The following is a 19,987-nucleotide window of genomic DNA, read 5'->3' as shown; positions in this document are numbered from 1 at the left end:
CCAGGTCGCCCGCCTCGGCGCGACCGGCGTCACCGTCCCCGCCGGCGCCACCGTCGAGGTCCCGCTCGCCCTCGACCCCGACGCCCGCCTGGAGCCCGGACAGTACGGCGACGTCACCGGCCGCGTCCTCGCCACCGGCCCCGGCGGCATCCACGTCTCCACCCCGTTCTCCCTGTACGTGGAGCCCGAGACCGTCACCCTGCGGGTGAAGACCGTGGACCGACTCGGCAAGCCGGCCACGGGCGCCTCCTCGCTGGACGTCGTCAGCACCGACACCGCCAACGGCGAGCGCCGCTACAACGGCGGCGCGGCGGAGCAGACGTACCGGCTGCGCGCCGGCAGCTACTTCCTGTCCGGCTACGTCGTCACCCCCGACGCCGGCGAGGGCGCCGGGCTCGTCGACTCGATCACGTACCTGGGCCGCCCGCAGATCGAGCTGACGAAGGACACCACCGTCGTCCTCGACGCCCGCAAGGCGCACCGGCTGCGGCTGCGCACCGACCGCCCGACCGAGGTGCGCAGCGGGATGCTGGCCTTCGCACGGTCCTGGGACGACACCTGGGGGCACTCCGGGACCCTCTCCGGCGGCCGGACCGTCCGCGGCTACTACGCCTCCGTCGAGGGCGAGGCGAGCGACGGGGACTTCGAGTTCACCAGCTACTGGCGGGCCGCGGCGCCGCAGATCTCCGAGTTCGCCGTCGCCGGGGGCGAGAGCCTGCACCCCGTCACCGCCTCGACGGGCTCGGTCAACCTCGACGGAACGGGCGAGGCGCCCCTCGTCGACGCCAAGTCCGGCACGGCCGAGGAGGTCGCGGCCGCCGGTGTCCAAGGCAAGATCGCCCTGGTCCGGATCGCGGACGGCGCGACGAGCGTCTCCCTGCAGGCCCGCAACGCCAAGGCCGCGGGCGCCAAGGCCGTCCTCGCCTACCGCACCGCCCCCGGCCGCTGGCTGCCCGCCATCGGCGCCACCACCGAACTCCCGGTCCTCGCCGTCGAGTCCGCCGAGGCCGGGGCCCTGCTGGACCGGCTGGCGACCGGCGGGGTCACGCTCCGCTGGAAGGCCACCGCGAAGAGCCCGTACACGTACGCCCTCGCCTTCCCGCAGCGCGGCGAGATCGACGAGGACCGTGCGTACCGCGTCGACGACGACCGCCTCGGCCGGAACACGTCGACGTACCACTCCATGGGCGTCGCCACCGACTACATCGACGCCGTGCTGGCCGGCCGACCGGACGGCTCGCGGGTGCTGCTGCCCTTCGACAGCGTCGCGGTGCCCGGCACCCGGACCGACTTCCTCACCCCCGGCGACACCACCTGGCAGCGCTACCTCTCCAGCAGCTTCCCCTGGGGCGAGGCCATGATCGCCGCACCGCGCGCGTACACGGTGGGAGAGCGGCGCGACGAAGCCTGGTACGACGGCGTCGTCGCCCCGCGCGCCCCGATCGACCCCTCCGGCGCTCCGCGCCTGGCCGCCGAACGCCAGGGCGACCTGATCGGCGTCTCCACCGCGATGTGGGGCGACGGCGCCCACTACGGCGAGGCCGGATCGTTCGGTGACATCGGCAACCTCCGTCTGCGCCGTGACGGGCAGGAGATCGGCCGGTCCGTCTACCCCTACGGGGTCTTCGACGTCCCGGCGGAGGAGGGCTCGTACGAACTCGAGCAGTTCGTCCAGAAGATCAGTGCGCCGGCCAAGGTCTGGCAGCGGTCGACCTCGGTCGACACCGTCTGGCGGTTCCGCTCCGCACGCGACGAGAACGTCTACTCCCAGGCCGTCCCGCTCCTCTTCCCCCGGTACGAGCTGCCCGAGGACGGCGCCAAGACCCTCGCCGCCGAGGCAGGCCAGAAGATCACCCTGACCGCGACCGGCCACGGCGGTTACACCCCCGCGGCTCTCGTCTCCGCCACGCTGTCGTACTCGTACGACGGTGGGACGACCTGGACCGAGGCCCCGGTCGCCCGGCGCGACGGCGTGTGGACCGCGACCGTGGACCACTCGGCCGCCTCCGGCAGGCAGGTCACCCTGCGGGCCGAACTGACCGACGCGAACGGCAACTCCGTCCGCCAGACGGTCACCCGCGCCTACGACGTCCGCTGATCCCGAGGCCCCGCCGGGCGTCCCCCCTCGTGGGGGGCGCCCGGCGGGGCTCCCGTCTCGGTCCGCGGCGAGCAGGATCGGGAGGGCCGCCGTGAACGCTCCGGTGAGCAGCGGGGCCGGAGTGCCCGGCGTCGAGGACCACAGGCCCGGGCCAGGACCTCCGTCCGTACGCGCGCGTGCTCCTGGCCCGGCCGTAGCCGCCGGGTCGGACCGTGCGGGAGGCCCCCGGGGGCCCGCGTCCGATTCGTACAAGACCGGCCGCGCACACCCTGCCTACCGTGCCCTCATGGACACAGCACCCCGTATCACTCCCCGTTTCGACCTGGTCGGTCTCGTCGTCTCCGACATGGCCGCCTCGCTCGCGTTCTACCGGCGCCTGGGCCTGGACGTCCCGGCCGGGGCCGAGTCCGCCCCGCACGTGGAGGCGGTGCTGCCCGGCGGGCTGCGGATCGCCTGGGACACGGAGGACGTCGTCCGTTCCTTCGATCCCGGCTGGACGCGGCCGACGGGCGGCAACCGCGTCGAGCTCGCCTTCCGGTGCGGGGCGCCGGAGGAGGTGGACGCGGTGTACGAGGAGCTGGTCGCCGCCGGGTACCGGGGGCACCTGAAGCCCTGGGACGCCGTGTGGGGGCAGCGCTACGCCGTGGTCCTCGACCCGGACGGCAGCGGCGTCTCGCTCTTCGCGGCCACAGAAGCCGCGTAGGCGCTCAGGGTGGTTCCCGCCAGGGCCCGGGTCTCGCGGGCGAGGTGGGCCTGGTCGGCGCAGCCCGCACGCAGGGCGGCCTCCGCGTACGGCACCCCGGCCCGGACGAGGGCGAGCGCGCGCTGGAGCCGCAGGACGCGGGCGAGGGTCTTGGGCCCGTAGCCGAAGGCGTCCAGCGAGCGCCGGTGCAGCTGCCGGGCGCCGAGCCCCACCGCCTCGGCCGTCTCGGCGACCGCCCGGCCCGCCGCGAGGCGCGCCACGACGGCCCGCAGCAGCGGGTCCGGCGCGGCGGCCCTGCTCAGGGCGAGCGCCTCCAGGGCGGCGGCCGGATCGGGGGCCTCGGCGATCCGCTCGCCGAGCCGCCGCGCCTCCGCCTCGCCCCACAGCGCGCCGAGGGCGACCCGTCGGTCGCGGAGTTCATGGGCGGGGACGCCGAAGAAGCCGGGGGCGTCGCCCGGGGCGAAGCGGATGCCCGCGTACCGCGCGGCGAATTCGCCGGGCACGTACGCGCGTGTGTCGGGTCCCGCGACGAGGAGGCTCCCGTCGGCCCAGATCAGGTCCATGCACCCGTCGGGCAGCACGGGCCGTTCCGCCGCGGGGCCGGCGGCGGTCCGGGTCCACAGCACGGCTCCGTCGAGCAGGGCGGGGCGCTCCTCGTACCCCCTTCGAGACCAGGGCCTGTCCGCCTCTGATCCGCCGGACAGGCCCTGGTTCATTCCTTCTCCCAGCCCGAGTGGAGGCGGGACTTCACGTCGTCCGGGGGCAGGAACCTGGACCAGCGCTCGGGGAACTCGGAGGGCATGTCCGGGTCGTCCTCGTCGACGTCGTCCGCCTCGGCGCGCACGCGGGCGACGAGTTCGGCGGCCTGGACGGCGCGGGCCCGTTCGTTGGCCTCGCGGGCGGCGGCGGTGGCGACGGAGGGCCAGACGCGGTCGATGGCGGCGTTCACGGCGGCGCCGACGAGGACCGCGAAGGCCGAGATGCCGATCCAGAGGAGGACGGCGATGGGGGCGGCGAGGGAGCCGTAGATGGTCGGGCCCTCGACCTGGCTGGTCAGGTAGATCCGCAGCAGGAAGCTGCCGAGGACCCACATCCCGAGCGCGACGAGGGAGCCGGGGATGTCCTCGATCCACGGCGACCTGACGGGCACGGACACGTGGTAGAGCGTGGTGAGGAAGGCGATGGAGAGCAGGATGACGGTCGGCCAGTAGAGGACGGCGACGACCTCGGTGCCCCCGGGGACGAGTTCGACGATCCGGTCGGGGCCGACGACCGCGAGCGGCAGCACGACGGCGCCGATGAGCAGCGCCACGATGTAGAGGAGCAGGGCCAGGAGCCGGGTCTTGACGATGCCCCGGTGCCCGTCGAGTCCGTACATCACGGTGATCGTGTCGATGAACACGTTCACCGCGCGCGAGCCGGACCAGAGGGCGATGGCGAAGCCCAGGGAGATCAGGTCGGGCCGTTTGCCCCGGGTGATGTCGTCGAGGAGCGGTTTGGCGACCTCGTGGACGCCCCGGTCGGAGAGGACCGTGCCGGCCGCGTGGAGGATGTTCTCCTGGATGCTGGCGACGGTGTCGGTGTTGGTCCAGTCGTCCGCGTATCCGAGGACCGCGATCAGACCGAGCAGCAGCGGCGGCAGGGACAGCAGCGTGAAGAACGCGGCCTCGGCGGCGAGGCCGAGGATCCGGTACTCGATGCACGAGTTGACGGTGTCCTTGAGGAGCAGCCAGATCATCTTCCGCTTCGACACGTTGCGGTAGAGGACGCGCGCGCGGTGGAGCCTGCTCCAGGGCCGCCGCTCCGGCCGTTCGGGTGTTTCTCTTGCTGCCTGCACCTGCTTACCGTATCGGCATGGCAGCGAGCACCCACACCGTGACCAATCAGGCACCGCCCCTGACGGGATATGACGTCTTCACGAGCGACCGGGCTCTGCTGGAGGCGGTCGAGCGGCATCTCGCGCCGGAGGTGCTGGCGGAGGCGCGGGGGGAGCTGGAGCTGCTCGGGCGGGCGTGCGGTTCGGAGCAGGTGCGGGAGTGGGGGGAGCTGGCGAACGGGAACCCGCCTCGGCTGCGGACCCATGACCGGTACGGCCGGCGGATCGACGAGGTGGAGTTCCATCCGGCCTGGCACCGGCTGCTGGGGCGTTCGGTGTCGGCGGGGCTCACGGACGCGTGGGGGCGTCCGGGTGGTCACGTGCGGCGGGCCGCGGGGTTCCTGGTGGTGTCGCAGGTGGAGGCGGGGCACGGCTGTCCGCTGTCGATGACGCATGCGGCGGTGCCCGCGCTGCGTGCCGAGCCGGAGGTGGCGGCGGTCTGGGAGCCGGCGGCGCTGTCGCACGTGTACGAGCGGGAGCTGCGTCCGGTCGCGGAGAAGCCGGGGGCGCTGCTCGGGATGGCGATGACGGAGAAGCAGGGCGGCAGCGACGTCCGGGCGAACACGACGGAGGCGCGGCCGCTGACGGCCGAGGGCGAGTACGTGCTGACGGGGCACAAGTGGTTCTGTTCGGCGCCGATGTCGGATGCCTTCCTGGTGCTCGCGCAGGCTCCGGCGGGGCTGACCTGTTTCCTGGTGCCCCGGGTGCTCGCGGACGGTTCGCGCAACGCGTTCGCGATCCAGCGGCTCAAGGACAAGCTGGGCAACCGGTCGAACGCCTCCGCCGAGGTGGAGTTCGACGGCACGACCTGGGCCCGCCGCGTCGGCGAGGAGGGGCGCGGGATCCGCACGATCATGGGCATGGTGGCGGCGACGCGCCTCGACTGCGTGCTCGGTTCGGCGGCGCTGATGCGGCAGGCGGTGGCGCAGGCCGTGCACCACGCCTCGTACCGCTCGGCCTTCGGCGGGCTGCTCGTCGACAAGCCCCTGATGCGGAACGTGCTGGCCGATCTGGCGCTGGAGTCGGAGGCGGCGACCGCGCTCGGGATGCGGCTCGCGGCGGCGTACGACGCCGGGACCCCGGAGGAGTCGGCGCTGCTGCGGATCTCCGTGCCGGCGGCGAAGTACTGGGTGACGAAGCGGTGTGTGCCGATGGTGGCGGAGGCGCTCGAATGCCTGGGCGGCAACGGGTACGTGGAGGAGTCGGGGATGCCCCGGCTGCTGCGGGAGTCGCCGCTCAACTCGGTCTGGGAGGGCTCGGGGAACGTGCAGGCGCTGGACGTCGTGCGGGCGCTGCGGACCGAGCCCGCCGCGCTCGACGCGCTGCTCCGTGAGGTCGGGGCGGCGCGGGGCGCGGACCACCGGCTGGACCGGGCGATCCGGGGTGTGCTCGTCGAACTGGCGGACCTGGAGGGGATCGAGGCGCGGGCGCGGCGGTTCGCGGAGCGGCTCGCGCTGGTGCTCCAGGGGGCGCTGCTCGTGCGGTGGGCTCCGCCGGAGGTGGCGGACGCGTTCTGCGCGGCGCGGCTGGGCGGGGACGGCGGCGCGGCCTTCGGGACGCTCCCGCACACGCTGGACCTGCGGGCGCTGGTGGAGCGGGCTCGGGTGGAGGTCTGAGCCGGGGCGGGCTGTGCCGCGCGTACCAGGGGTGGGCCTGACAGGGGTTCATGTCGAGGCCGGTACGCGCGGAAAAGCGGGGGTGGTGCTGCGCCGACACGGCACCACCCACCGCTCTCGCCACCCTCGCGCAGGGGGGCGGTCGGTCGCCAGAGTTGCAAAGGGTTGCAGGATTACCCGAACCGGGCCTCGCCGGGCGGTCCCGGACGGCACGATGGGCACCGACACTCCGGACATCTGCCCCGTGCAGAACCGATACAGCACCTCGGGTGGCTGGGAGAGACCGATGAACGACAAGCAGCTCGACATGAAGCGGCTCGCCACCATGGACGCCACCCAGGCCAGCCGGCTGCTGCACCGCGTGCGCGAGGAGACGCTGGCCGGCCGCCGGCCGCCGATCGCGCCCCGCCCGGTGATCGACGCGTCCTGGCAGCGGATGGCCCGTCTCGGCCTCGACCCCGACCGGGGCACGAGCACCGTGCTGCTCCGGCGCGACGAGCTGGAGCACCGGCGCAGGAGCACGCTCCTCTCCGAGGTCATGCAGACGCTGAGCGGCGGGCTCGCCGGCATCGCCGACGCCTCCCTCCAGATCATGGTGGTCACCGACGAGCACGGCCGGGTGCTGTGGCGTCAGGGGAACTCCGCGGTGCTGCGGCAGGCGAACGGCATCTGCCTGGAGGAGGGCGCGGCCTGGGACGAGCACGCCACCGGGACGAACGCGGTCGGCACGGCGCTCGCCATGGGCCGGGCGGTGCAGGTGCACTCCGCCGAGCACTACGTGCAGGCGCTGCACAACTGGACCTGCGCCGCCGCGCCCGTGCACGATCCGCGCGACCAGCGGCTCCTGGGGATCCTGGACGTGAGCGGTCCGGCGTCCAGCTTCCATCCGGCGATGCTGGCCCTGGTGGGCTCGGTGGCGCAGCTCGCCGAGGCGGAGATGCGGGAGCGGCACCACCGGTCGATCGAGCGGCTGCGGGCGGTGGCCGCGCCGATCCTGTGCCGGGTGGGCGGCCGGGCCGTCGCGGTGGACGCGCACGGCTGGACGGCGGCGGTGACGGGGCTCGCGCCGGTGGACCGGATCCCGCTGCCCAAGTCGTTCGGGGCGGGCCGGGTCTGGCTGCCCTCGCTGGGGGTGTGCGCGGTGGAGCCGCTGCCGGGCGGCTGGCTGCTGCGGGCCGAGGAGGAGGCGCGGCCCGAGGAGCCGGGCACGGAGGCGGCGAGCCGGGTGGTGCTCGACCTGAGCCGGCCGCGCCGCTGGACGGTGGCGGTCTCGGGGGTGGCGGGCAGCTGGCAGCAGGAGCTCAGTCCGCGGCACGCGGAGCTCCTCTACGTCCTGGCGCTGCACCGGGACGGGCGGACGGCGGCGGAGCTGGCGGACGACGTGTTCGGGGACCGTACGAGGACGGTGACCGTACGGGCCGAGATGTCCCGGGTGCGGCGGAACCTGGCGGGGGTCCTGGCGCACCGCCCGTACCGCTTCCGGGAGGAGGTCGAGGTGGAGGTCCTGCGCCCGGAGTCTCCCGAGGACCTGCTCCCCCATTCGACGGCCCCCGCCGTCCGCGCCGCGGCCCCCGCCTGACCGGCCCTAGGAGGCGAGCTTCTGGAAGAGGCCGCCGATCTCGGCCTGGGTCGCGACCAGCGGCAGGGTGTCGAAGTACAGCTCCCACTCCCCGCCGGGGCCGAAGCGCTCCACGATCCCGAAGGGGATGCCGGTGCGGAGCTTGTCGCCGTCGCGCACGGAGGCGGTCCCGTGCCACTCCACATAGGTGGTGGTCTCGCCGACGGCGACCTGGCCCGCCTTGAGGTCGAGGTCGGCGGTGGAGAAGAGGCGCTCCAGGTAGGCGCGCTTGCCCGCCTCGGAGACGAGCGGGGCGGCCAGTCCGGGTCCGCTGAGCCGCGCGCCCCCGGCGCGGGCGAGGAGGGCGTCGGTGTCCCCGGCGTTCCAGGCGGCGAGGCGCTCCGCCGTCTCCCCGGCCCGGGCCCGGAAGCCGGCCCCGGACCGGAGGTCGGTCCCGGGTCGGGGGTCGGCCTCGGGTCGGGGGTCGGCCTCGGGTCGGGGGTCGGCCCCGGACCGCTCTCCGTCCCCGGCCGGTCCCGCGTCCGTGATGCCCGCGAAGAGCGGGGTGGGCGCCGCCTCGGGCAGGGTGTCGCGGAAGAGGACGGCCCGGTCGTAGTAGCGGCGGGCCTGGAGGGTGCGGCCCTCGTCGCCGAGGACGTTCCGGGCGATCTGCGGGTAGGCGATGGTGCGGCCCTTGAGGGTGACCTGGTTCCACTGCCCGAACATCACGGTGCTGCCGTCGGCGACCACGTCCGTGCCCCGGTAGGTGAGGCCGGGTGCCAGGCGCAGGGAGCCGGTGATGGAGGTGCCGATCGTGGTGCGGCCGCGCTGCGGGTCGCTCCCGGCCTCCCAGAGGGTGGCCTCGGGGTCGAAGATGTCGAGGTAGGCCCGGACCCGGGGGTGGTCGAGGTCGCCGGCCACGGGCGGCGTGCCGGTCGGCATCTCGCCGAAGGTGATCTGCCTCTCCATGAAGGCGCAGGCGTTGGGGGTGATGTGCCCCTCGAGACGCTCGACCTTCTGCCGCGCCGCCGGGCAGTCGCCCCGCGCCACCGTGGCCGCTCCGCCCGGCAGCGCCTCAGCCGTCGTCACGGTGACCGCCGCTCCGGCGACGAGCGCCGTCGCCATCGCGATGCCCGCCAGTCCACGCCGACCCGTACCCATGTCGTGCTCCTCGTGTCGTCGAACGCCGGGTGCGGCCGCGTGCCGTCCCGGTGCGCTCACCCTGCCGGGAGGGCGGTGCGGGGGTCGATTACCTCCGAGGTCATGCACCTCCGGGCCCTTGTCCGCATGGCGGACAACCTGTCCGCCGACGCCGAACGGGGGTGGGAATCCGGCGCTCCGCATGATGCGATGACCCCATGAGCATCACTCTCACCACCTGGTCCCTCGAACAGACCTCGCCGTCCGACCTCCGCCCCTCCCCCGCCCCCGAGGGCGACGACATCACGATCGCGCGGGCCGAGGTCCCCTCGCCGGAGTACAGCCGCTTCCTCTACACGGCGGTCGGCGGCGACATCCGCTGGAACGACCGCCTGCCGCTCACGTACAAGCAGTGGCTGGAAATCGTGGAGAAGCCGGGGGCCGAGATCTGGGTGGCGTACGACCGGGGGACGCCGGCCGGGTACGTGGAACTGGACCCGCAGGCCGACGGTGTCGTCGAGATCGTCTACTTCGGCCTGATCCCCGCCTTCCGGGGGCGCCGGATCGGCGGCCACCTCCTCTCCTTCGGGACGGCGCGCGCCTGGGACCTGGCCGAGCGCTGGCCGGACCGGGAGGCCACGAAGCGCGTCTGGCTGCACACCTGCTCGCTCGACGGCCCGCACGCGATGGCCAATTACGAGCGGCGCGGTTTCCGACTCTTCGACACCAAGGTGGAGGAGGTCGAGGAGTCGGAGACCCCCGGCCCGTGGCCCGGCGCGCACGCCTGAGGCGCGCGCCGCCCCCCACACACCGCACCTCCACCGCACGTACCGATCGCACGCGCCGACCGCGCGCACCGATCGCGTGAAAGGGGCCCCGCCGGGGCCCCTTTCACGTGACCCACGACACAGCGTCTCATTCATCGAGACATCTGCGTCCGAATAATGGACGATGCTGGACTGGGTCCAAAGTCCCGTGACACGCTTCCGTCATGTCTGGAACTGGAATTGCCTTGGTGAGTCGGCGGCACGTCGACCTCGGCCGCATGTCCAGCGCCATCTGTCCGGCGCGCTGAGAGAACCAGCACCGCCGCGATCTCCCGACAGCCCGACTCTGCCCCACCCTGCTGCGCACTGACGCGCCCACCTCTGACCTGAGCGCGAGTGTGCAGGTCAGAGCCGCCCTCTCGCAGTCCCGAAGGACGAAACGCCATGGCCGCCACCCCGGAAAACCCCACTCCCGCCGCCGCCCGCCGCAAGGCCGGGCGCCACCGTGGCGAGGGTCAGTGGGCCGTGGGTCACTTCACCCCCCTCAACGGCAATGAGCAGTTCAAGAAGGACGACGACGGTCTCAATGTGCGGACACGTATTGAGACGGTCTACTCGAAGCGTGGCTTCGACTCCATCGACCCCAATGACCTGCGCGGACGCATGCGTTGGTGGGGCCTCTACACCCAGCGCAAGCAGGGTCTGGACGGCACCAAGACGGGTGTCCTGGAGCCGGAGGAGCTGGACGACGAGTACTTCATGCTCCGGGTCCGCATCGACGGCGGCCGGCTGACCACCGAGCAGCTCCGCGTCATCGGCGAGATCTCCGAGGAGTTCGCCCGCGGCACGGCCGACATCACGGACCGGCAGAACGTCCAGTACCACTGGATCCGCATCGAGGACGTCCCCGAGATCTGGAACCGCCTGGAGGCGGTCGGCCTGTCCACCACCGAGGCCTGCGGCGACACCCCGCGCGTCATCCTCGGCTCCCCCGTGGCCGGCATCGCCGAGGACGAGATCATCGACGGCACCCCCGCCATCGAGGAGATCCACCGGCGGATCGTCGGCAACAAGGACTTCTCCAACCTGCCCCGCAAGTTCAAGTCCGCGGTCTCCGGCTCGCCGCTGCTCGACGTGGCGCACGAGATCAACGACATCGCCTTCGTCGGCGTGGAGCACCCGGAGCACGGACCCGGTTTCGACGTGTGGGTCGGCGGCGGTCTGTCCACCAACCCGAAGCTCGGCGTCCGCCTCGGCACCTGGGTCTCCCTCGACGAGGTCCCCGACGTCTACGAGGGCGTCATCTCGATCTTCCGCGACTACGGCTACCGCCGGCTGCGCAACCGCGCCCGTCTGAAGTTCCTCGTCGCCGACTGGGGCGCCGAGAAGTTCCGCCAGGTCCTGGAGGACGAGTACCTGAAGCGGAAGCTGACGGACGGCCCCGCCCCCGCGGAGCCCGCCGGCCGCTGGCGCGACCACGTCGGCGTCCACAAGCAGAAGGACGGCCGCTTCTACGTCGGCTTCGCGCCGCGCGTCGGCCGGGTCGACGGCGCCACCCTGACGAAGATCGCCGAGGTCGCCGAGGCGCACGGCTCCGGCCGGGTCCGCACCACCGCCGAGCAGAAGATGCTCGTCCTCGACATCGAGGAGGCGCAGGTCGAGTCCCTCGTCTCCGCCCTGGAGGCGCTGGACCTGCGGGTCACCCCCTCGCCGTTCCGGCGCGGCACGATGGCCTGCACCGGCATCGAGTTCTGCAAGCTCGCGATCGTCGAGACGAAGGGCCGCGGCTCCTCGCTCATCGACGAGCTGGAGCGCCGCATCCCGGAGTTCGACGAGCCGCTGACGATCAACATCAACGGCTGCCCGAACGCCTGCGCCCGCATCCAGGTGGCGGACATCGGCCTCAAGGGCCAGCTGGTCCTGGACGACGAGGGCAACCGCGTCGAGGGCTACCAGGTGCACCTGGGCGGCGCGCTCGGCCTGGAGGCCGGCTTCGGCCGCAAGGTCCGCGGCCTCAAGGTCACGGCGGCCGAGCTCCCGGACTACGTGGAGCGGATCCTCAAGCGCTTCCAGGCGGAGCGCGAGACCGGCGAGCGCTTCGCGACCTGGGCGGCCCGCGCGTCGGAGGAGGCACTTTCGTGAGCGAGCGAGCCGCGCCGTTCCACTGCCCCTACTGCGGGGACGAGGACCTGCGTCCCAACGAGCAGGGTCATGGCGCCTGGGAATGCGCCGCGTGCAGTCGAGCCTTCCAGCTGAAGTTCCTGGGGCTCCTCGCCCCGGCGACTTCGGTCAACACCACTGGGAGGGAACACATATGACGATCACTCAGGAAACGGCCGCGGCCGACCTCAAGGCACTCGCCGAGCAGGCCGGCCGTGATCTGGAGGACGCCTCCGCGCTGGAGATCCTCCGCTGGGCCGTGGACACCTTCGGCGACCGCTTCTGCGTCACCTCCTCCATGGAGGACGCGGTCGTCGCCCACCTCGCCTCGCGCGTCAAGCCCGGCGTGGACGTCGTCTTCCTCGACACGGGCTACCACTTCGAGGAGACCATCGGCACCCGCGACGCCGTGGACGCCGTCATGGACGTCAACGTCATCACCCTGACCCCGCGTCAGACCGTGGCCGAGCAGGACGCCGAGTACGGTCCGAGGCTCCACGACCGCGACCCCGACCTGTGCTGCGCGCTGCGGAAGGTCAAGCCGCTGGAGGAGGGCCTCACCGCGTACGGCGCGTGGGCCACCGGCCTGCGCCGCGACGAGTCCCCGACCCGGGCGAACACCCCGGTCGTCGGCTGGGACGAGAAGCGGCGGAAGGTCAAGGTCTCCCCCATCGCCCGCTGGACGCAGGACGACGTCGACGCGTACGTCACGGAGCACGGCGTCCTCACCAATCCGCTCCTCATGGACGGGTACGCCTCCGTCGGCTGCGCCCCCTGCACCCGCCGCGTCCTGGAGGGCGAGGACGCCCGCGCCGGCCGCTGGGCGGGACGGGCCAAGACCGAATGCGGGCTGCACGGATGACGGACCATCAGAGACTTCAGGAGAACCACGTGACCGGTGCCACCATCTGGCTCACCGGCCTGCCGAGCGCCGGGAAGACCACCATCGCGTACGAGCTGGCCGGCCGCCTCCGCGACGAGGGCCACGCCGTCGAGATCCTCGACGGCGACGAGATCCGCGAGTTCCTCTCCGCGGGCCTCGGCTTCAGCCGCGAGGACCGGCACACCAACGTGCAGCGGATCGGCTTCGTCGCGGAGCTGCTCGCCTCGCACGGCGTGAAGGTCCTGGTCCCGGTCATCGCCCCGTACGACGACAGCCGCGAGGCGGTCCGCAAGCGCCACCAGGCCGAGGGCACCGCCTTCGTCCAGGTGCACGTGGCCACCCCGGTGGAGGTCTGCTCCGTCCGCGACGTGAAGGGCCTCTACGCCAAGCAGGCCGCGGGCGAGATCTCCGGCCTCACCGGCGTCGACGACCCGTACGAGGCGCCCGAGAACCCCGATCTCCGGATCGAGTCCCAGAACCAGACCGTGCAGGAGTCCGCGGCGCAGCTCCACGCGCTGCTCACCGAGAGGGGTCTGCTGTGACCACCGTCGCCCATGCCCACGACACCACGGACAGCCCGTTCGCGCTGTCGCACCTCGACTCCCTGGAGTCCGAGGCCGTCCACATCTTCCGTGAGGTGGCGGGCGAGTTCGAGCGGCCGGTGATCCTCTTCTCCGGCGGCAAGGACTCCATCGTCATGCTGCACCTGGCGCTGAAGGCCTTCGCCCCCGCGCCGGTCCCCTTCACGCTGCTGCACGTGGACACCGGGCACAACTTCCCCGAGGTCATCGAGTACCGCGACCGGGTCGTCGCCCAGCACGGGCTGCGGCTGCACGTGGCCTCCGTGCAGGAGTACATCGACGCCGGCAAGCTCCGCGAGCGCCCCGACGGCACCCGCAACCCGCTGCAGACCGTCCCGCTGACCGAGGCGATCCAGCAGCACCGCTTCGACGCCGTCTTCGGCGGCGGCCGCCGCGACGAGGAGAAGGCCCGCGCCAAGGAGCGCGTCTTCTCCCTGCGCGACGAGTTCTCGCAGTGGGACCCGCGCCGCCAGCGCCCCGAGCTGTGGCAGCTGTACAACGGCCGGCACGCCCCCGGCGAGCACGTCCGGGTCTTCCCGCTCTCCAACTGGACCGAGCTGGACGTCTGGCAGTACATCGCCCGTGAGGGCATCGAGCTGCCGGAGATCTACTTCGCCCACGAGCGCGAGGTCTTCGCCCGCAACGGCATGTGGCTGACCGCCGGCGAGTGGGGCGGCCCCAAGGACACCGAGACGGTCGAGACGCGGCTCATCCGCTACCGCACCGTCGGCGACATGTCCTGCACCGGCGCCGTCGACTCCGACGCCACCACGCTGGACGCCGTCATCGCCGAGATCGCCGCCTCCCGCCTCACCGAGCGGGGCGCCACCCGCGCCGACGACAAGATGTCCGAGGCCGCGATGGAAGACCGCAAGCGCGAAGGGTACTTCTAATGAGCACGTCCACCGAGCAGTTCGCCGACGTCTCGGCCACCACCCTGCTGCGTTTCGCCACCGCCGGGTCCGTCGACGACGGCAAGTCCACCCTGGTGGGACGGCTCCTGCACGACTCCAAGTCGGTCCTCACCGACCAGCTGGAGGCCGTCGAGGCCGCGTCCATCAAGCGCGGCCAGGAGGCGCCCGACCTGGCGCTCCTCACCGACGGCCTGCGGGCCGAGCGCGAGCAGGGCATCACGATCGACGTGGCCTACCGCTACTTCGCGACCGCCCGCCGCCGCTTCATCCTCGCCGACACCCCCGGGCACGTGCAGTACACCCGGAACATGGTCACCGGCGCCTCCACCGCCGAACTGGCCGTGGTCCTCGTCGACGCCCGCAACGGCGTCGTCGAGCAGACCCGCCGGCACGCCGCGGTCGCCGCGCTGCTCCGCGTCCCGCACGTGGTCCTCGCCGTGAACAAGATGGACCTGGTCGACTACCGGGAGTCCGTCTTCGCCGCGATCGCCGAGGAGTTCACGACGTACGCCTCCGAGCTCGGCGTCCCGGAGATCACCGCGATCCCGATCTCGGCGCTCGCCGGCGACAACGTCGTGGAGCCGTCCGCCAACATGGACTGGTACGGCGGCCCGACGGTCCTGGAGCACCTGGAGACCGTCCCGGTCAGCCACGACCTGACGGCCTGCCACGCCCGCTTCCCGGTGCAGTACGTGATCCGCCCGCAGACCGCCGAGCACCCCGACTACCGGGGCTACGCCGGTCAGATCGCGGCCGGTGCCTTCCGCGTCGGCGAGGAGATCACCGTCCTGCCCTCGGGCAGGACGTCGACGATCACCGCGATCGACGCGCTGGGCGAGTCCGTGGACATCGCCTGGGCCCCGCAGTCGGTGACGATCCGGCTCGCCGACGACATCGACATCTCGCGCGGCGACCTGCTCGCGCCGAGCGGCGACGCCCCGGCCACCAGCCAGGACGTCGAGGCGACGGTCTGCCACGTGGCGGACCAGCCGCTCACCGTCGGCCAGCGGGTCCTGCTCAAGCACACCACGCGCACGGTCAAGGCGATCGTCAAGGACATCCCCTCGCGGCTGACCCTGGACGACCTCTCCCAGCACCCGAACCCCGGGCAGCTGGTCGCCAACGACATCGGCCGGGTCGTGGTCCGCACGGCCGAGCCGCTCGCGCTCGACTCGTACGCGGACTCCCGCCGTACGGGTTCGTTCCTGCTGATCGACCCCGCGGACGGCACCACGCTCGCGGCCGGCATGGCGGGCGAGTCCTTCGCCACGGCCAAGGCCGTCGCCGCGGTGGACGAGGAAGAAGGGTGGGACTTCTGACATGAGCCAGAACGCTTACGCCACCTTCGCGAAGGAGGGCGGCCGGGTCGGCTCCGGCGCCCTCGGCGCGGGCATGGGAGGTGTCGCGCGATGTGCGTGCTGACCTCGACGTACCGCGTGTGCGGTGCGCACCGGCTCCACCCGCACCACCTGCTCCACCCCGAACGACATAAACGCAGACTTCGCTGAGAAGTTGAATCGAGGGGAACACCACCCGTGCCTGCCACCACCCGTACCACCCTGCGCCGCGGCCTGGCCGCCGCTGCCGCTCTGCCGCTGCTGATCGGCGCGCTCGCCTCCTGCGGCTACGGCTCCGAGGCCAAGAACGACGACGCCCCGAAGAAGGTGGCCGCCGAGGGCGAGAAGCTCTCCGCCGACACCGTACGGCTCGGGTACTTCCCCAACCTCACGCACGCCACCGCCCTGGTCGGCGTCCAGGAGGGCATCCTCCAGAAGGAGCTGGGCGGCACCAAGCTGGTCCCCACCACCTTCAACGCGGGCCCGTCCGAGATCGAGGCGCTGAACGCCGGCTCGATCGACATCGGCTTCATCGGCCCCTCGCCGTCCATCAACGGCTTCGTCAAGACCAAGGGCACCAACCTCCGCATCGTCGGCGGCGCCGCCTCCGGTGGCGTGAAGCTCGTGGTGAACCCGGCGAAGATCAAGACCCTGGACGACCTCAAGGGCAAGAAGATCGCCACCCCGCAGCTCGGCAACACGCAGGACGTGGCCTTCCTCAACTGGATCTCCGAGAAGGGCTGGAAGGTCGACGCCCAGAGCGGCAAGGGCGACGTCTCCGTGGTCCGCACGGACAACAAGGTCACCCCGAACGCCTACTCCTCCGGCGCCATCGACGGCGCCTGGGTGCCCGAGCCGACCGCGTCGAAGCTGGTCAGCGAGGGCGCGAAGGTGCTGCTCGACGAGTCCGACCTGTGGCCGGACAAGAAGTTCGTCATCACGAACATCATCGTGTCGCAGAAGTTCCTGAAGGAGCACCCGGACGTCGTCGAGGCGTTCCTGCGCGGCTCGGTGAAGACCAACGAGTGGATCAACGCCAACCAGGACAAGGCGAAGGCCTCGGCCAACGCCAAGCTGAAGGACCTCTCGGGCAAGGCGCTCGGCGCGAAGGTGATCGACGCCGCGTGGCCGTCCATCGGCTTCACCAACGACCCGCTGGCGGCCACCCTGCAGACCCAGGCCGACCACGCGGTGAAGGCCGGTCTCCTGGAGAAGCCCGAGCTGTCGGGCATCTACGACCTGAAGCCGCTCAACAAGGTCCTGAAGGCCGCGGGTCAGCCCGAGGTCTCCGACGCCGGTCTCGGCGCGAAGTAACAGCCCGCAGCTGATCCCCAGGAGGTGACGACCATGGCCACGACCGCGACGCTCGCCAAGGCCGAGGACCGTGCGGCGGTGACCCATGCCGCCCGCATCGAGCATGTCTCCAAGTCCTTCGGCGGACCCGCCGGCGGGCAGCTCGTCCTCGACGACATCTCGCTCGATGTCGCCCCCGGCGAGTTCGTCACCCTCCTGGGCGCCTCGGGCTGCGGCAAGTCCACGCTGCTCAACCTGGTCGCCGGGCTCGACCGGCCGTCCGCGGGGTCCATCGAGACCCCCGGCGGCCGGCCGGCCCTGATGTTCCAGGAGCACGCCCTCTTCCCGTGGCTCACCGCGGGCAAGAACATCGAACTGGCCCTGCGGCTGCGCGGGGTGCCCAAGGCCGAGCGCCGCGGGGAGGCCGAGCGGCTGCTCGACCTCGTCCGGCTCGGCGGCTCGTACGACAAGCGGGTCCACGAGCTGTCCGGCGGCATGCGCCAGCGCGTCGCGCTGGCCCGCGCGCTCGCCCAGGACAGCGACCTGCTCCTGATGGACGAGCCGTTCGCCGCGCTCGACGCCATCACCCGGGACGTGCTGCACGACGAACTGACCCGGATCTGGCGGGAGACGAAACTGTCGGTGCTCTTCGTCACCCACAACGTGCGCGAGGCCGTGCGGCTGGCCGAGCGCGTCGTCCTCCTCTCGTCCCGGCCCGGCCGGATCGCGCACGAGTGGACGATCGACATCCCTCAGCCGCGCCGCATCGAGGACTCCGCCGTCGCGGAGCTGTCCCTCGAGATCACCGAGCACCTGCGTGGGGAGATCCGCCGTCATGGCCAGCACTGACATCACACCGAAGACCGACGACCTCGCCGGCCTCGAAGCCGGCCTGGACGCCCTCGACAGTGTGCAGGTCCGGCGGACCCCGGTCCGCGAGGTGCTGGTCAAGAAGGTGTTCCCGCCGTTCGTCGCCGTCGCGCTCGTCCTGGTGGTCTGGCAGCTGCTCGTCACCCTGAAGGTGACGGACGAGTACAAGCTGCCCGCCCCGTCCGCGGTGTGGGACAGCCTGACCACGATGTGGCTGGAGGGCACGCTCCTCCAGGTCCTCTGGACCAGCGTGTCCCGGGCCCTCTTCGGCTTCCTCCTGGCGCTCGCCATCGGCACCCCGCTGGGTCTGCTCGTCTCCCGCGTGAAGTTCGTGCGCGCGGCGATCGGCCCGATCCTCGCGGGCCTCCAGTCGCTGCCCTCGGTGGCCTGGGTGGCGCCCGCCGTCCTGTGGCTCGGCCTCAACGACAGCATGATGTACGCGGTGATCCTGCTGGGCGCCGTCCCGTCGATCGCCAACGGCCTCGTCGCCGGCGTCGACCAGGTCCCGCCGCTCTTCCTGCGGGCGGGCCAGACGCTCGGCGCGACGGGCCTCAAGGGCGCCTGGCACATCGTGATGCCGGCCGCGCTCCCCGGCTACCTGGCCGGTCTCAAGCAGGGCTGGGCGTTCTCCTGGCGCTCGCTGATGGCCGCGGAGATCATCGCCTCCTCGCCGGACCTGGGCCTCGGCCTCGGCCAGCTCCTGGAGAACGGCCGCAACAACATCGACATGGCCGGCATCTTCCTGGCGATCATCCTGATCCTGATCGTCGGCATCGCCATCGACCTGCTCATCTTCAGCCCGCTGGAGCGCGCGGTCCTGCGCCGCCGCGGCCTGCTCACGAAGGCCTGACCATGAACCGCCCCGTCCTCCTCGTGATCGCCCACGGCAGCCGCGACCCGCGGCACGCGGCGACCGTCCGGGCGCTGGTGCGCCGGGCCGGTGCGCTGCGGCCGGGGCTGCGGGTGGAGACGGCGTTCCTGGACTTCAACCTGCCGTCGGTGCCGGGCGTCCTCGACCGGCTCGCGGCGGACGGGGTACGGGAGGTCGTGGCCCTGCCGCTCCTCCTGACCCGGGCCTTCCACGCGAAGGCCGACATCCCCGCCGTCCTGCGTCAGGCTCCCCCTAGGACTTCGTCCTGGGGGGACCCCCGCCCGTCCCTGACCGTCCGCCAGGCCGAGGTCCTCGGCCCTTCGCCACTGCTGATCGCGGCGGTGGAGCGGCGGCTCCACGAGGCCGGGCTCACGCCCGGCGACAAGGGCACGACCGGGGTCGTGCTGGCCTCGGCGGGCTCCACAGACCCGGAGGCGATCGCGGTGATCGCAGAAACGGCGCGGGAGCTGCGGCGCACCGGTTGGTGCTCCGTGCGGCCCGCGTTCGCCTCCGCATCCCTTCCGCGCACGGAGGACGCGGTCCGTGCCCTGCGCACGGACCCGGGCGTCCGCCGGGTCGCGGTGGCCCCTTATGTCATCGCCCCGGGCCGCCTCCCGGACCGCATCGCGACGGGCGCGGCCGGGGCCGACGTCCTCGCGGACGTCCTGGGCCCCTCCCCCGAGCTGGCCCGTCTGCTCCTGGAGCGGTACGAGGCGGCGAGCCGGCCGGTCGCCCGGACCGCCTAGAGCTTCGGGTTCCGGCCGCCGGCCGCGAGGGCGCGGACGAAGGCCGGAGCGTCGTCGGGCACGTCGACGGCCGCGGCGAAGCCCTCGTACTGGCGGTAGACCTCGGCGTGCTCCTCGACGACGCCGAGGACGAAGGCCGCCGTGTCCTCGGGGACCGTGAAGTCCTGGCCCGTGGAGCGGGCCAGGTCCCAGCCGTGCAGGGCGAGTTCCTTGACGAGGAGCGAGGCGATCGTGGTGGCCGGCATGGTGGCGAAGCCGGTGTCGACCTCTCCGTCCCAGACGCCGGGCCGCTCCCAGGCCGCCAGGGCCCGGTCGAGCTGTGCGGCGTACGCCTCGGCCCAGCCGTCCTCGCCGGCGAAGTCCCGCTCGGTCGTCTCCTCGGGGAGCTTCGTCCGCAGGGCGCGGTGTTCGAGGCCGTGGGCCGAGTAGAGGACCAGGTGGTTGGCGAGTTCGCGGACCGTCCAGTCGGCGCAGACGGACGGGGTGCCGAGCTGTTCGGCGGTGACGCCGCGGGCGACCCGGCTCGCTTCGGCGGCGCAGACGGTGAGGTGGGTGTGGATCTCGTTCATGCCGT

General features: G+C 72.6%; 20 protein-coding genes. 16 read left to right on the top strand and 4 right to left on the bottom strand.

All coding sequences use genetic code 11. From position 1 onward, the window contains the following. On the top strand, window positions 1-2,098 hold a 2,098-nt coding region (locus tag ACFYUS_RS31570; RefSeq protein ID WP_388859741.1), incomplete at its 5' end, for a PA domain-containing protein. A gap of 286 nt (window positions 2,099-2,384) precedes the next feature. Further along, a complete protein-coding gene (locus ACFYUS_RS31565; RefSeq protein ID WP_388859738.1) occupies window positions 2,385-2,801 on the top strand; it encodes a VOC family protein in 417 nt (138 codons plus the stop codon). Here ACFYUS_RS31565 and ACFYUS_RS31560 read toward each other — a convergent pair. After that, complete coding sequence (locus ACFYUS_RS31560) at window positions 2,735-3,517, bottom strand: helix-turn-helix domain-containing protein (RefSeq protein WP_388859735.1); 783 nt, start codon at window positions 3,515-3,517, stop codon at window positions 2,735-2,737. The two genes, ACFYUS_RS31565 and ACFYUS_RS31560, sit on opposite strands and share 67 nt — an antisense overlap. Beyond that, window positions 3,514-4,638 carry a YihY/virulence factor BrkB family protein gene (locus ACFYUS_RS31555; RefSeq protein ID WP_388859732.1) on the bottom strand — a complete coding sequence of 375 codons (1,125 nt, stop codon included), beginning with the start codon at window positions 4,636-4,638 and terminating at the stop codon, window positions 3,514-3,516. Before ACFYUS_RS31555 ends, ACFYUS_RS31560 begins: the two co-directional genes overlap by 4 nt. Window positions 4,639-4,655: 17 nt before the next feature. Here ACFYUS_RS31555 and ACFYUS_RS31550 point away from each other — a divergent pair, with 17 nt between their 5' ends. Together ACFYUS_RS31550 and ACFYUS_RS31545 are read left to right on the top strand one after the other, a co-directional pair. After that, complete coding sequence (locus tag ACFYUS_RS31550) at window positions 4,656-6,293, top strand: acyl-CoA dehydrogenase family protein (RefSeq protein WP_388859729.1); 1,638 nt, start codon at window positions 4,656-4,658, stop codon at window positions 6,291-6,293. Between the two features lie 286 nt (window positions 6,294-6,579). After that, complete coding sequence (locus tag ACFYUS_RS31545; RefSeq protein ID WP_388859726.1) at window positions 6,580-7,872, top strand: GAF domain-containing protein; 1,293 nt, start codon at window positions 6,580-6,582, stop codon at window positions 7,870-7,872. Between the two features lie 6 nt (window positions 7,873-7,878). Here ACFYUS_RS31545 and ACFYUS_RS31540 read toward each other — a convergent pair whose 3' ends face one another. Continuing rightward, entirely contained in the window at window positions 7,879-9,012 is a 1,134-nt protein-coding gene (locus ACFYUS_RS31540) for a hypothetical protein (RefSeq protein WP_388859723.1), read from the bottom strand. Between the two features lie 197 nt (window positions 9,013-9,209). On the opposite strand from ACFYUS_RS31540, the gene ACFYUS_RS31535 reads away from it, so the two are divergent. The 12 genes from ACFYUS_RS31535 to ACFYUS_RS31480 all read left to right on the top strand — a co-directional run bounded on the left by ACFYUS_RS31535 (window position 9,210) and on the right by ACFYUS_RS31480 (window position 19,413). After that, entirely contained in the window at window positions 9,210-9,779 is a 570-nt protein-coding gene (locus tag ACFYUS_RS31535; protein WP_388859720.1) for a GNAT family N-acetyltransferase, read from the top strand. Between the two features lie 203 nt (window positions 9,780-9,982). Continuing rightward, window positions 9,983-10,066: a putative leader peptide gene (locus ACFYUS_RS31530; protein ID WP_310591794.1), complete on the top strand. Its 84-nt coding sequence runs from the start codon at window positions 9,983-9,985 to the stop codon at window positions 10,064-10,066. Between the two features lie 136 nt (window positions 10,067-10,202). After that, window positions 10,203-11,900: a nitrite/sulfite reductase gene (locus ACFYUS_RS31525; protein WP_388859717.1), complete on the top strand. Its 1,698-nt coding sequence runs from the start codon at window positions 10,203-10,205 to the stop codon at window positions 11,898-11,900. Further along, window positions 11,897-12,076 carry a hypothetical protein gene (locus ACFYUS_RS31520; RefSeq protein WP_388859714.1) on the top strand — a complete coding sequence of 60 codons (180 nt, stop codon included), beginning with the start codon at window positions 11,897-11,899 and terminating at the stop codon, window positions 12,074-12,076. The genes ACFYUS_RS31525 and ACFYUS_RS31520 overlap by 4 nt, the downstream gene beginning before the upstream one ends. Beyond that, a complete protein-coding gene (locus ACFYUS_RS31515) occupies window positions 12,073-12,780 on the top strand; it encodes a phosphoadenylyl-sulfate reductase (RefSeq protein ID WP_388859711.1) in 708 nt (235 codons plus the stop codon). The genes ACFYUS_RS31520 and ACFYUS_RS31515 overlap by 4 nt, the downstream gene beginning before the upstream one ends. After that, the gene (gene cysC, locus ACFYUS_RS31510) at window positions 12,762-13,343 is read left to right on the top strand and encodes an adenylyl-sulfate kinase (protein ID WP_388859708.1); all 582 of its coding nucleotides are present in this window, start codon (window positions 12,762-12,764) and stop codon (window positions 13,341-13,343) included. The genes ACFYUS_RS31515 and cysC overlap by 19 nt, the downstream gene beginning before the upstream one ends. Next, entirely contained in the window at window positions 13,340-14,275 is a 936-nt protein-coding gene (gene cysD, locus ACFYUS_RS31505; protein WP_388859705.1) for a sulfate adenylyltransferase subunit CysD, read from the top strand. The genes cysC and cysD overlap by 4 nt, the downstream gene beginning before the upstream one ends. Next, a complete protein-coding gene (locus ACFYUS_RS31500; protein ID WP_388859702.1) occupies window positions 14,275-15,615 on the top strand; it encodes a sulfate adenylyltransferase subunit 1 in 1,341 nt (446 codons plus the stop codon). The genes cysD and ACFYUS_RS31500 overlap by 1 nt, the downstream gene beginning before the upstream one ends. A 216-nt stretch (window positions 15,616-15,831) precedes the next feature. Then, window positions 15,832-16,947 (top strand): aliphatic sulfonate ABC transporter substrate-binding protein, encoded by a 1,116-nt coding sequence (locus ACFYUS_RS31495; protein WP_388859699.1) that lies wholly within the window; start codon window positions 15,832-15,834, stop codon window positions 16,945-16,947. Window positions 16,948-16,980: 33 nt separating this feature from the next. Further along, window positions 16,981-17,775 carry an ABC transporter ATP-binding protein gene (locus ACFYUS_RS31490; RefSeq protein ID WP_388859696.1) on the top strand — a complete coding sequence of 265 codons (795 nt, stop codon included), beginning with the start codon at window positions 16,981-16,983 and terminating at the stop codon, window positions 17,773-17,775. Next, on the top strand, window positions 17,762-18,646 hold the full coding sequence (locus ACFYUS_RS31485; RefSeq protein WP_388859693.1) for an ABC transporter permease: 885 nt from the start codon (window positions 17,762-17,764) through the stop codon (window positions 18,644-18,646). Before ACFYUS_RS31490 ends, ACFYUS_RS31485 begins: the two co-directional genes overlap by 14 nt. Before the next feature lie 2 nt (window positions 18,647-18,648). Beyond that, a complete protein-coding gene (locus tag ACFYUS_RS31480; protein ID WP_388859690.1) occupies window positions 18,649-19,413 on the top strand; it encodes a sirohydrochlorin chelatase in 765 nt (254 codons plus the stop codon). On the opposite strand, the gene ACFYUS_RS31475 is transcribed toward ACFYUS_RS31480, so the two are convergent. Next, window positions 19,410-19,982 carry a TIGR03086 family metal-binding protein gene (locus ACFYUS_RS31475; RefSeq protein ID WP_388859688.1) on the bottom strand — a complete coding sequence of 191 codons (573 nt, stop codon included), beginning with the start codon at window positions 19,980-19,982 and terminating at the stop codon, window positions 19,410-19,412. The two genes, ACFYUS_RS31480 and ACFYUS_RS31475, sit on opposite strands and share 4 nt — an antisense overlap. Window positions 19,983-19,987 lie beyond the last annotated feature (5 nt).

The sequence above is a fragment of the Streptomyces sp. NPDC004284 genome (genome assembly GCF_042874035.1).
Classification (GTDB): Bacteria; Actinomycetota; Actinomycetes; order Streptomycetales; family Streptomycetaceae; genus Streptomyces.
Note: the sequence above shows the minus strand (reverse complement) of the source record. Positions and strands in the feature narration are given on the sequence as shown.